Origin of the sequence: Nocardia farcinica, from assembly GCF_029867845.1 — a bacterium.
Lineage (GTDB): Bacteria > Actinomycetota > Actinomycetes > Mycobacteriales > Mycobacteriaceae > Nocardia > Nocardia farcinica_A.
This window is the reverse complement of record NZ_JARWRU010000444.1, coordinates 1-11,727: the sequence shown is the minus strand read 5'-3', so window position 1 is coordinate 11,727 and position 11,727 is coordinate 1. Positions and strand designations below refer to the sequence as shown.

Below are 11,727 nucleotides of genomic sequence, written 5' to 3'. Positions count from 1 at the left end.
GCTCACCACTCAGGGCGACTCATGTCACCGCGCGCCGCATGCCGTGCCGCGCCTCATGCGACACCGAGATAGGCGGACTTGACCGACGGGTCGGTCAGCAGTTCCGCGCCGGTGCCGGTCTTGGTCACCGACCCGGTCTCCAGGATGTAGGCGCGGTCGCTGCGGGCCAGCGCCTGCTGGGCGTTCTGTTCCACCAGCAGCACCGTGGTGCCCTGCTCGTTGATCTGGCTGATGATGCGGAAGATCTGCTGGATCACCATCGGCGCCAGACCCATGGACGGCTCGTCGAGCAGCAGCAGCCTCGGCCTCGCCATCAGAGCGCGGCCGATGGCCACCATCTGCTGCTCGCCGCCGGAGAGTGTGCCACCCACCTGCTTGCGACGCTCCAGCAGCCGGGGGAACAACTCGAACACCCACTCCAGGGTCTGCTCGTAGTCGGCCTTCTTCGCGAAGGTCCGCCCGTAGCACCCCATGTCGAGGTTCTCCTGGACCGTCATGCCGGGGAACACGCCCCGGCCCTCCGGGGCCTGGATGAGGCCTTCGACCACGCGGTCGTGCGCCTTCATGGTGGTGATGTCGCGCCCCTGGAAGGTGATGCGGCCGCGGGTGAGCGGCAACAGGCCCGACAACGCGCGCATGGTGGTGGTCTTGCCCGCGCCGTTGGCGCCGAGCAGGGTCACCAGCTCGCCCTCGGCCACGCTCAGCGAGATGCCGTGCAGCGCCTGGATGCGGCCGTAGTTGACCACCATGTCCGTCACCTCGAGCAGCGGCGGACCGCTCGGCTTCGGCGCGGCGGGCGCGGGCTCGGGCTCGGGCGACGGCGGCTCGGGAGCGGGCTCGGAGACCTCCACCGACGGACCGCCGCCCGGCTTGGTGATCGGCAGCTTCTGCGTCGGATAGTCGGCGGGTGAGGGCGCGCTCGACGGCTGCGCGGGCGGCGTCGCGGGCGTCCCGGCCGAGCCGCCGGTCTGCGCCGCCCGGCCCGAGGCTCCGTTCCCGGCGGACTTGCCGGTCACCTCCTCGTCGGGCACGCCGAGATAGGCCGCGATGACCGCCGGGTCGTCGCGGATCTCCGAGGGCAGCCCGTCGGCGATCTTGCGGCCGAACTCGAGCACCACGATCCGGTCGGTCACCCCCATGACCAGCCGCATGTCGTGCTCGATGAGCAGCACGGTGAAACCGTCGTCGCGGATCTTGCGGATCAGATCCATCAGCGCCGCCTTCTCGCTGGGATTGAACCCGGCCGCGGGCTCGTCCAGGCACAGCAGCTTCGGTTCGGTCGCCAGCGCGCGGGCGATCTCCAGCCTGCGCTGGTCGCCGTAGCTGAGATTGCGGGCCTTCTCCACCGCGCGCGGGGCGATGCCGACGAACTCGAGCAGGGCCATGCCGCGTTCGATGGCGTCGCGTTCCTCCCGGCGATGACGCGGGGTGCGGAAGATCGCGCCCGGCACCGAGGTCTTGTGCCTGGCGTCGGTGCCGACCACCACGTTCTCCAGCGCCGTCATCTCGCCGAACAGCCGCACGTTCTGGAAGGTGCGGGCGATGCCGAGGCGGGTGATGGCGTTGCGCTTGGTCTTCTTCAGCGGCTTGCCGTCGAAGTAGACCTGCCCCGCCGAGGGCGTGTAGACGCCGGTGATGGCGTTGAAGCAGGTGGTCTTGCCCGCGCCGTTGGGGCCGATCAGGCCGAGGATCTCGCCGCGGCGGATCTCGAAGTTCACCGCGTCGAGGGCGGTCAGGCCGCCGAAGCGCACGGTCAGGTCCTCGGTGCGCAGCAGCGGCTCGCCGACCTCGGTCTCGAACGCCCGGTGCGGGGCGACGACCTCGGCGACGGCCTCCTCGTCGGCCAGCTGCGGGATCACCGCGGTCACGTCGACCTCGCCTGCGCTCCTGGCCTCCGGTTCTGCGGCGTAACCGGCCGCCATGTCCTCGTTGTCGAACAGCGCGTCACCCGCGCCCGGCCCGGTCACTTGCCTTCTCCGATCGGCTCGCCGACCGTGGATCTGCGCACGGCCTGGTACACCTGCCTGCCGTAGGCGAGCAGCTTCTGCCGCACCGGGAACAGCCCTTGCGGGCGCAGGATCATCATCACCACCAAGGCGATGCCGAAGTACAGATACTTGAGATCGCCCAGCGACTGTGCGCCGCCCTGCCGGAACAGCAGCACACTGCCGAGCAGCAGAGCGCTCATCACGCCGGTGAACACCATGGCCGAGATGGTCAGCGTGCGCGCCCAGCCGAGCAACTGCCCGCCGCGGAACTTCCACAGCACGAGCAGGCCGACGAATACCACCACCGTCACACCGAGCCACAGGTAACCGGTCGACTCGCTGTCCACCAGGTTCACCGAGGTCAGCCGCTTGGGCAGGTAGGCGATGATGAACGCGCCGAAGATCACGCCGAGCTTGTTGCCCTGGCCGCCGATGACCACCGCGCACAGGAACAGCATCGAGTTGATGATGTTGAAGCCGGTGGGATTGATGAACTGCACCTGCCCGGCGTAGATCGCCCCGGACAGCCCGCCGATGGCGGCGCCGATGGTGAACGCCCACAGCTTGAACTTGAAGGCGGGCACGCCCATGACCTCGGCGGCGTCCTCGTCCTCGCGGATGGCCACCCAGGCGCGGCCGACCCGGCTGCGCTCCAAGTTGCCCACGATCAGCAGCACGATGATCACCATCGCCAGGCCGAACCAGAACCAGTAGGTGCCGTAGCTGGCGCGGTCGAGCAGATTGGCGCTGTCCGGGTCGCCGGTGTTGCCCGCGGAGAACACGCCGTTGGGCTTCTCCTCGGACTCGCCGATGTGCGGGTAGGCCACGCCGGACAGGCCGAGGCTGCCGTTGGTCAGCTCGTGCAGGTTGTCGGCCAGCAGCCGCACGATCTCACCGAAGCCTAGGGTGACGATGGCCAGGTAGTCGCCGCGCAACCGCAGCGTCGGCGAGCCGAGGATCAGGCCGGACACCGCGGTCACCAGGATCGCCAGCGGCAGGCAGGCGAGCCAGGCCCAGCTCGGGTCGAGCCAGCCGCCGTCGGTCTGGTTCCACGGGCTGTTCGGACTGGTCAGCAAGCCGACGGTGTAGGCGCCGACGGCGTAGAAGCCGACATAGCCGAGATCGAGCAGGCCCGCCTGGCCGACCACCACGTTCAGGCCGATGGCGATCAGCGCGAACATCGCGAACTCGGCCATCACCAGGCCGAAGTTGTAGTTCGGGGTGTCGAGGAACGAGGGCGGGAACAGCGGCAGCAGCGCCAGCGCGATGATCGCGGGCACGCCGACGGCCCACTGCGCGGGCCGTGACAGCCCTTCCCACCAGGTGCGGATCGCGTCACCGAGGCCCGCGCGCGGCGGCGTCTCGGCGGCGGGCGGGGTCGATGCGGGCGGAGTGGCGGTCGTGGTGCTCATACCCTGGCCTTCCCGAGACTTTCACCGAGGATGCCGGTGGGACGGAACATCAGCACCGCGACCAGGACCACGAAGGCCACCACGTCACGCCATTCGATGCCGAGCAGGATCTGTCCGTACTGCTCGACCACGCCGAGGAGCAACCCGCCCAGCAGCGCGCCGCGCAGGTTGCCGATCCCGCCGAGCACCGCGGCGGCGAAGGCCTTGATGCCGAGGATGAATCCGCCGGAGTAGATGATGCCGGGCGGGATCTTCACCGCGTAGAGCATCGCGGCCGCGCCGGCGAGCACGCCGCCGATGAGGAAGGTCAGCATGATGACCCGCTCCCGCGAGACGCCCATGAGCGTCGCGGTGTCGGGATCCTGCGCGACCGCGCGGATGCCGCGTCCGAATTTCGTTCTGTTGATGAGGATCTCGGTCAGCAACGCCAGCACCACCGCGGCGACGACGATCAGGATCGCCACATTGGTGACGTCGGCGCCGGCGAAGCTGAACTGCACCGATGGCGTCACCAGCTGGATCGGCTGCTGGGCGTTGGCGCCGCCGAGATCGGGGTCGATCTTGGGCAGCAGGAAGTGCACGAACTCCTGCAGGACGAAGGACATGCCGATCGCGGTGATCAGGAACGCCAGCGGTTTCGCCCCGCGCCGCCGCAGCGGCCGGTAGGCCACCCGTTCCAGACCGACCGCGGCACTGCCGGAGACCAGCATGCCGACCACCATGGCCAGCCCCAGGTACACCACCGTCAGCACGACCCCCTGGTTGTAGGCGTCCGGGCCCGCGGTGAATCCGAAGATCATGAGCCCGATCAATTGACCGAACATACCGAGCATGAATATTTCGGAATGAGCGAAATTGATCAGCCGGAGCACGCCGTACACCAGCGTGTAGCCCACCGCGACCAGCGCGTAGATGGAGCCGTAGGTTATTCCGTCGACCGTCAGCCGCCAGAATTGGTCGATCACCGCCTGGTAATCGAAGCCGATCGATCCGGCGGCGAGTAGTGCTCCCGCCGAAACTGTTGTTGTCATGCCCGATTCGCCCTCGTCTTCTGGCCCATGGATCGTCTGCCCCCATGACGCAGCACGCACGACGGGCGTCGTCGTCCCTGTCGGCGGGACGGCCCTGTCGTGCGTGCTGTGTCGGTCCCGGCTACTTGACCTCGTAGATCCAGATCTGCGCGTTGGCCAGCTCGCCGTCCGGGCTCCACTTGTACTGGCGCGCCAGGCCGGGGCCGTCGTAGGCGCGCACGTACTCGAGCATGTCGGGCCTGGTCACCTTGCCGTCGTCGATGCCCTTGGCCAGGATGGTGGCCAGGTCGTAGGCCTCGACGGAGTAGACGCCGGGCGCCTGGCCCGCCAGCTGCTGGTACTCCTGGGCGAACTCCTCCGGCGCCGGGCCGCAGGGGCAGGTCAGCGCGGCGCCCTTGGCGGCGTTACCGGCCTGCGAGATGAACTGCGGGTCGTTGACACCGTCCGGGCCGACGAAGACCGCGTCGACACCGCCGGACTTCAGCTGCTGGGCCAGCGGGGCGCCCTCGGCGTAGTAGCCGGCGAAGAACACCGCGTCCGGCGCGGCCGCCGCGATCTTCGTCACAGTGGCCGAGAAATCCTTGTCGCCCTTCTTGACGCTGGCCGCGCACGCCGGATCGGCGGCCGGGCCGAGCGCCTCGGTGACGGTGGTGCCCAGGCCGACGCCGTAGTCGGTGTTGTCCTGCACCACGCAGACCTTGCCGTAGCCCGCGGTGTTCACCAGGTACTTGGCCACCGAGGGGCCCTGCACGTCGTCGTTGGCCAGGCCGCGGAAGAAGCTGGTCCAGCCGTTCTTGGTCAGCGTCGCGTTGGTGGCCGAGGAGGTCAGCGTCGGCAGGCCCGCGTCGCTGAGGATCTGGCCGGTGGCCTTGGTCTCGCCGGAGAAGGCGGGGCCGACCAGGCCGACGATGGTGGGATCGTTGATGATCTGCGGGATCACCTGGGTGGCCTTCTGCGGGTCGCCCTCGGTGTCGAACTGCTTGAGCTCGATCTGGCAGCCCGGGTTGGCCTCGTTGTGCTTGGTGACCGCCAGCTTGGCGCCGTTGAGGATGTTGATGCCGAGCGCGGCATCGGGGCCGGTCAGCGCGCCCGCCATGGCGATCGAGGTGCCGGGGGCACAGGTCGCCGAGCCGTCGCCCGTCGGATCGGCCGCCGAGGCCGGGTCCGTCGCGGGCACCTCGTTGCCCTCGAGATCCACCTGCGTCACGGGCTGGATGGACAGGCCCGCGGTGCCGGTGCCGGTGGTGTCGGAACCACTGTCGGTGGATTTCTCGCTGCATCCGGTCAACGCGAGCGCGGCGGCGGCCAGGGCCACCAGTCCTCGCGTCGTACGACCGCGCCGAGTCGAACCGAACCAAGTCGAACTGCGCACGTCTCACCTCTACGTCCTGAGCTCCCCGGGGGACCGAGGAGGCCGACCGATGTCGGCCCGACAGAAACATAGCGTCGGTTCCAGCGATCCGCATGGCAATGGGCACATGCACGGGGCACTGTGTCGAATTCTTTCCGGCGATTATGTTTCCGCCGCGTAAATTCTTCCCGGCCGGGCCACGCCTGCCGACGCGGCCCGAGGGCTGTTCACTTGGGCGCGAGGTTCTCCAGCACGACTTCGGCCACCGCCTTCATGGTGGTGCGCCGGTCCATCGCGGTGCGCTGAATCCACTTGAACGCCTGCGGCTCCGACAGCCCCTGGGTCTGCATCAGCACACCCTTGGCCCGCTCGACGAGCTTGCGCGTCTCCAGCCGGTCGGACAGATTCGCCACCTCGCTCTCCAGCGCGGTGATCTCGTGGAAGCGGCTGGCCGCCAACTCGATCGCGGGCACCAGATCCGACTTGGTGAACGGCTTGACCAGATACGCCATCGCCCCCGCGTCGCGCGCCCGCTCCACCAGGTCGCGCTGACTGAATGCGGTCAGGATCACCACGGGCGCAACGCGTTTCGACGCGATCTCGGCGGCGGCGTCGATCCCGTCCCGGCGCGGCATCTTCACGTCCATGATGACCAGGTCCGGCCGGTGCTCCACCGCCAGATCCACCGCCTGCTGACCGTCGCCCGCCTCGCCGACGACCTCGTACCCCTCCTCGGTCAGCATCTCGACCAGGTCCATTCGGATGAGCGCCTCGTCCTCGGCGACGACAACCCGCTTCGCCCCGGCGGACTTCTTCACACCGGCGGCATCCTGCGCGCCGGCATCCCCAGCTGTAGTGCTCATACCTCGACCCCTCTGGTGTCCCGATGCCTGTCCCGACCACCCCCGCGCCGCGGCGACACCGACATTCGGCCTCCTACCGCCCGACAGGTGTCGAGTGATCTAAAGACTACCGTCGCACGCCCCCCGCAACGCATATACCCTGCGCAAAGTCCGCGTCGACCGATTCGCCCCTCCCGCCTTTCGGCGATCCGCCCCGCACCCGCTATAGTTCACTTCCGGTGCGCCGGGTTGGCGGAACTGGCAGACGCGACGGTCTCAAAAACCGTTGTCCGAAAGGACGTGTGGGTTCGAGTCCCACACTCGGCACCAAAGCTCATCGGGCGGAGCTCATACGGCGTTTTCTCGTCGTGCGCTTCCTCGCCCCTCCCGGCACGGTTCGCGGCCGGTTCGTGACATCCCTGGCGCGTCGTCCGCGCGGCAGCCGCGCGCCGGCGGCCGCCTCAGGATGCCCGGCGCACCGCCCGGGATTCGTCCGTCGGCCGAATCCGCGAGGCCGAATTCGGCGCGTGAGGTTTATTCCGGTGCGCACGGGGCACTATCGCTCGCGGGCAACATTCCCGTTCCGGCTGTGCCGCCGGTGCGGACCGAGGGATTACACTGCCCGCGAACACCTTCCGCCGTTGACTCCCCCGACACGGGACAGGAATCGGACATGCCGAAGCGCATATCGGATCTTTCGCTCCATGTGTACGCGATGCCGGAAACGCTCGACCGGGTCGTCGACACCGTGCGGACGGTGGTGGACGATCATCTCCAGGACCGCGACGTCTTCGCCTGGCGGTTCACCCTGCCGGTGGCCGAGGACGATCCGGCCCACCTGCTGCTCGCCGCGCAGTGGCGGCTGGAGCATCCCGGCCAGCGGCCGGACGGGCGCGGTACCTACGAGATCGCGCTGAGCCTCGTCGGCGCGCCCGACGACCTCACCGAGCCCGATCTGGCGGCGCTGCGGGCGCGCCTGCTGAGCGAGACGGCCTGCCTGGAATCCGCCCCGGCGGGCTGCCTGGAATCCGCCCCGGCGGGCGGAGGTTCCGGCCTGCCCCGCACCATCACGGTGCGCAGGCGCGACAGCTTCGACTACGAATTCGAGCGCGAGATCCTCTGAGGGGGCCTCCGGTGCCGGCAACCGCTTCCAGGCACCGGCGCTCGCGGACGGCGACAGGGGGATGCCCGGCTGCGAGGGGCTCGGGTCAGCGCCGCGCCGGGAAGTGCCGGACCATGCCCTCCTGCACGGTGGTGGCCAGCAGTACGCCCGAGCGCGAGTAGAACCGGCCGGTGGCCAGGCCGCGCGAACCCGCCGCCACCGGCGACTCGGTCGCGTACAGCGCCCAGTCGTCGAAGCGGAACGGGCGGTGGAACCAGATCGAGTGGTTCACCGTGGCGGCCACGATGCGATCCAGGCCCCAGGACAGGCCGTGGGTGGTCAGGATCGAGTCGAGCACCGTGGTGTCGGAGGAGTAGCCCAGCGCCGCCACGTGGATCAGCGGATCGTCGGGCAGCGGGCCGTCGGTGCGCATCCACACGCGGTTGTGGTTGAGGCGCTCGCCGGTGCCCTTGAGGATCCACGCCGGATCGTTGGTGTAGCGCATGTCGATCGGGCGCGGAGCCTTGATGAACATCTCCAGCTTGTCCTCGAAGCCGGCGAAGCTGGCCTCCACGCGCGGCAGCGTCTCCGGGTCGGGCACCTCGGGCAGGGCCGCGGAGTGCTCCAGCCCCTTGCCGTACTCCTGGAAGGCGGCGAGCATGACGAACAGCTCCTGGTCGTCCTGCAGCGCGGTGACCGTCCGGTTGGCGAAGGCGCGGCCGTCGCGGTGCCGCTCCACCCGGTACTCGATCGGCCGTTTGGGGTCGCCGCCGCGCACGAAGTGCGCGTTCACCGCGTGGATGGTCCGCTCGCCCGCGGTCCGGCCCGCCGCCACGATGGCCTGGGCGACGAGCTGACCGCCGAAAGTGCGGCTCCACACCTTGTCGGGGTGGTGCCCGATGAACACATCCTGCTCGACCTCGTCGAGATCGAGCAGGTCGAGCAGAACATCAAGGTCCGACGGTCCCCCCGGCACCGAAGCTGCTGCGCCGACGGAATCGCTCACCGAGATGCTCACTAATGGTCCTCCTCACCGATGCGGTGCACGTGGATCAGGTTGGTCGATCCGACAGTACCCGGCGGGGAGCCCGCCACGATGACCACCAGATCGCCCTTGCGGTATCGGCCCATCGACAGCAGCGCCTGATCCACCTGGTGGATCATCGCATCGGTGCTGTCCACGGTGGGCACGATGAAGGTCTCGGTGCCCCAGGTCAGCGCCAGCTGCGACCGCACCTCCGGCAGCGGGGTGAACGCCAGCAACGGCAGCGGGGTGTGCAGGCGGGCCAGGCGGCGCACGGTGTCGCCGGACTGGGTGAAGGCCACCAGCGCCTTGGCGTTGAGCCGCTCGCCGATGTCGCGAGCGGCGTAGGAGATGACGCCACGCTTGGTGCGGGGCACGTGCGTCAGCGGGGGCACCCTGGTCGAGGACTCGGCCTCCACCGCGTGCACGATGCGCGCCATGGTGCGCACGGTCTCGATCGGGTAGGCGCCGACCGAGGTCTCGCCGGAGAGCATGACCGCGTCCGCGCCGTCGAGCACCGCGTTGGCCACGTCGGAGGCCTCCGCGCGGGTGGGGCGCGAGTTGTCGATCATCGACTCGAGCATCTGGGTGGCCACGATGACCGGCTTGGCGTTCTCGCGGGCCATCTGGATGGCCTTCTTCTGCACCAGCGGCACCTGCTCGAGCGGCAGCTCCACACCGAGGTCGCCGCGCGCCACCATGATCGCGTCGAAGGCGAGCACGATCGCCTCGAGGTTGTCGATCGCCTCGGGCTTCTCCAGCTTGCCGATCACCGGAACCCGGCGCCCGACCCGATCCATGACGTCGTGCACCAGCTCCACGTCGGAGGGCGAGCGCACGAACGACAGGGCGATGAAGTCGACGCCGAGCTGGAGCGCGAACTCCAGGTCCTCGACGTCCTTCTCCGACAGCGCGGGCACCGAGACATCCATGCCGGGCAGCGAGACGCCCTTGTTGTTGGAGACCGGGCCACCCTCGGTGACGCGGCAGACCACGTCGTTGCCGTCGACGTGGTCGACGACCAGGCCGACCTTGCCGTCGTCGACCAGCAGGCGGTCGCCGGACTTGGCATCGGTGGCCAGTTGCTTGTAGGTGGTCGAGACGCGGCCGTGCGTGCCCTCGATGTCGTCGACGGTGATTCGGATCTCCTGGCCGGTGGCCCACACGGTGCGGTTCTCGGTGAAACGGCCGAGCCGGATCTTGGGGCCCTGTAGGTCGGCGAGGATGCCCACGGCACGTCCGACGTGGTCGGAGGCCTCGCGCACCTTCTTGTAGTTCTCGGCATGGTCGCTGTGGTCGCCGTGGCTGAAGTTCAGCCGCGCCACGTCCATGCCGCTCTCGACGAGTTCGCGGATACGTTCCTCGGTGGCAGTGGCCGGGCCGAGTGTGCACACAATCTTCGTCCGTCGCATCACGTGTCGAGCGTAGTCCTGTCCTGCTGGGGGAGGCGGGTGCGGCCTCGATGAAGAGTGCGTGAACTCCGGCGTGGACGGCCCCGGCGTGTCGCCGGGGGGATGCGGACAGCACGACGGGCGCCTCCCCGGAGGAGAAGCGCCCGTCGATCAGGCCGTCGCGATCACACCCGGCGATCGGGCGGACCGGGTCAGTCGCGCAGCGGGCGACCCTGGGCGTCCGGGACCTTGCCGGTCAGGATCATCACGCCGTCGATGATCGGCCAGATGACGCCGAGACCACAGGTCAGCCAGGTGACGGCGATCTGGGCGATGGCGATGCCGGTGTGGCCGAGGTAGAAGCGGCCGATGCCGAAGCTGCCGGCGAAGATGCCGAGCAGGCCCGCGACCATCTTCTGCTTGTCCGAGTACGGCACGCCGAACGGGTCGCGGCCGTAGGGGGCCTCGGGGTCGTTCGGGTTGTAGCCCTGGGGGCCGGGCGGCGGGTAGCCACCGGGCTGCCCGTAACCGGCGGGCGGCTGGCCGTAGCCCGCGGGCGGCTGGCCGTAGGGCTGCTGCTGGGCGAAGGGCTGCTGCTGGGCGTACGGGTCACTCTGCTGGCCGTAGGGCTGTCCCTGCGGCTTGTTCAGGTCGGGGCCGGTGCCGGGCGGGCCGTACTGCGGGGCACCGTAGCCCGGGTTGTTCTGGTAGGGGTCGGTCACTCATGTCCTCCTCATTCGTGCGGGCACCTCCTGTTGGCCCCCGTGAACGCGATCGATTCGGGGCACCCCGCGACGATCACGCGTCATTCTTGCCGGTCTCGACCCGTTTTGTCGCCCCGGCGATCCACCGGCCGCGACCGGGAACCGCCCGGGGCGGGCCTCGACTCGTTATCGCGACCGGTGGAGGTTTCGTTGCCGCTCGAACTCGGCGGATGTCCGGCGGGCGCGGTCCTCAGTCCGCGCTGTCCGCGTCGGACCGGCCGGTGGACGTCGGCTCGCCTGCCTTCGCGGCCTCCGATCGCGCGGCGGCCCCGCCGGAATCGGCTGCGATGCCGGGCTTTTCGGATGCCGGGGATTCGCTGCCCTCACCCTTCGGGTCACCGGCGCCCGCCTTCTCCGACGAGCCCTCCCCGGACACAGCCTTCCCGGACACAGCCTTGTCGGACACAGACCTGTCGGACACAGGCTTGTCGGACACAGACCTGTCGGACACGGGCTTGTCGGACACAGACCTGTCGGACACAGGCTTGTCGGACACAGCCTTGTCACCGAGGCCCTCCGCGGCGGCCTTCTCGTCGACCCCACTCTTGTCGACCTCACCCTTGCCGCTGTCGGCCTTGCCGCTGTCGGCCTTGCCGCCTGCGGCCCCGGCGTGCGCCCTAGCGGAGCCGGGATGCGTGGCTGCGTCGGGGGGGGGGGGGGGTGGGGGGGGGGGGTAGGGGGGGGCGGGTTTATTCTGGCCCCCCGGGCGGTAACGACCCTCCCCGCAATGGTTCGCCCCCCCGCCGGGGGGCCCGTCGAACCCAATCTGGCCATTCCCATCCCCGACCTGTGAGCCGGGGCCGGCGGACGGCCCTCGGACCG

9 protein-coding genes, 1 tRNA gene and 1 pseudogene are annotated in these 11,727 nt (G+C 69.4%); 2 read left to right on the top strand and 9 right to left on the bottom strand.

Annotated elements, in window-relative coordinates; genetic code table 11:
• Nucleotides 1–53 precede the first annotated feature (53 nt).
• From QH283_RS09545 to QH283_RS09520, 6 genes and pseudogenes are all read right to left on the bottom strand, one after another.
• Nucleotides 54–749, bottom strand: a complete 696-nt coding sequence (locus tag QH283_RS09545) for an ABC transporter ATP-binding protein (protein ID WP_280502654.1) — start codon at nucleotides 747–749, stop codon at nucleotides 54–56.
• Nucleotides 750–1,013: 264 nt separating this feature from the next.
• Nucleotides 1,014–1,922 (bottom strand): annotated as a pseudogene (locus QH283_RS09540) (ABC transporter ATP-binding protein); the annotation flags it as partial.
• A gap of 41 nt (nucleotides 1,923–1,963) precedes the next feature.
• Complete coding sequence (locus QH283_RS09535) at nucleotides 1,964–3,400, bottom strand: branched-chain amino acid ABC transporter permease (protein WP_280502652.1); 1,437 nt, start codon at nucleotides 3,398–3,400, stop codon at nucleotides 1,964–1,966.
• The gene (locus QH283_RS09530; RefSeq protein ID WP_280502651.1) at nucleotides 3,397–4,431 is read right to left on the bottom strand and encodes a branched-chain amino acid ABC transporter permease; all 1,035 of its coding nucleotides are present in this window, start codon (nucleotides 4,429–4,431) and stop codon (nucleotides 3,397–3,399) included. Before QH283_RS09530 ends, QH283_RS09535 begins: the two co-directional genes overlap by 4 nt.
• Nucleotides 4,432–4,552: 121 nt before the next feature.
• Nucleotides 4,553–5,746 carry a branched-chain amino acid ABC transporter substrate-binding protein gene (locus QH283_RS09525; protein ID WP_414689681.1) on the bottom strand — a complete coding sequence of 398 codons (1,194 nt, stop codon included), beginning with the start codon at nucleotides 5,744–5,746 and terminating at the stop codon, nucleotides 4,553–4,555.
• Between the two features lie 263 nt (nucleotides 5,747–6,009).
• On the bottom strand, nucleotides 6,010–6,645 hold the full coding sequence (locus tag QH283_RS09520; protein ID WP_051026849.1) for an ANTAR domain-containing response regulator: 636 nt from the start codon (nucleotides 6,643–6,645) through the stop codon (nucleotides 6,010–6,012).
• Between the two features lie 222 nt (nucleotides 6,646–6,867).
• On the opposite strand from QH283_RS09520, the gene QH283_RS09515 reads away from it, so the two are divergent.
• Nucleotides 6,868–6,954: transfer RNA gene (locus QH283_RS09515), tRNA-Leu, on the top strand.
• Between the two features lie 343 nt (nucleotides 6,955–7,297).
• Complete coding sequence (locus tag QH283_RS09510; RefSeq protein WP_280502650.1) at nucleotides 7,298–7,747, top strand: hypothetical protein; 450 nt, start codon at nucleotides 7,298–7,300, stop codon at nucleotides 7,745–7,747.
• Between the two features lie 85 nt (nucleotides 7,748–7,832).
• Here the strand turns inward: QH283_RS09510 and QH283_RS09505 are convergent, their stop codons facing one another.
• From QH283_RS09505 to QH283_RS09495, 3 genes are all read right to left on the bottom strand, one after another.
• Nucleotides 7,833–8,744 (bottom strand): acyl-CoA thioesterase, encoded by a 912-nt coding sequence (locus QH283_RS09505; RefSeq protein ID WP_280502649.1) that lies wholly within the window; start codon nucleotides 8,742–8,744, stop codon nucleotides 7,833–7,835.
• The gene (pyk, locus tag QH283_RS09500) at nucleotides 8,744–10,165 is read right to left on the bottom strand and encodes a pyruvate kinase (RefSeq protein ID WP_280502648.1); all 1,422 of its coding nucleotides are present in this window, start codon (nucleotides 10,163–10,165) and stop codon (nucleotides 8,744–8,746) included. The genes QH283_RS09505 and pyk overlap by 1 nt, the downstream gene beginning before the upstream one ends.
• A gap of 188 nt (nucleotides 10,166–10,353) precedes the next feature.
• The gene (locus QH283_RS09495) at nucleotides 10,354–10,863 is read right to left on the bottom strand and encodes a TM2 domain-containing protein (protein ID WP_280502647.1); all 510 of its coding nucleotides are present in this window, start codon (nucleotides 10,861–10,863) and stop codon (nucleotides 10,354–10,356) included.
• Nucleotides 10,864–11,727: the final 864 nt, after the last annotated feature.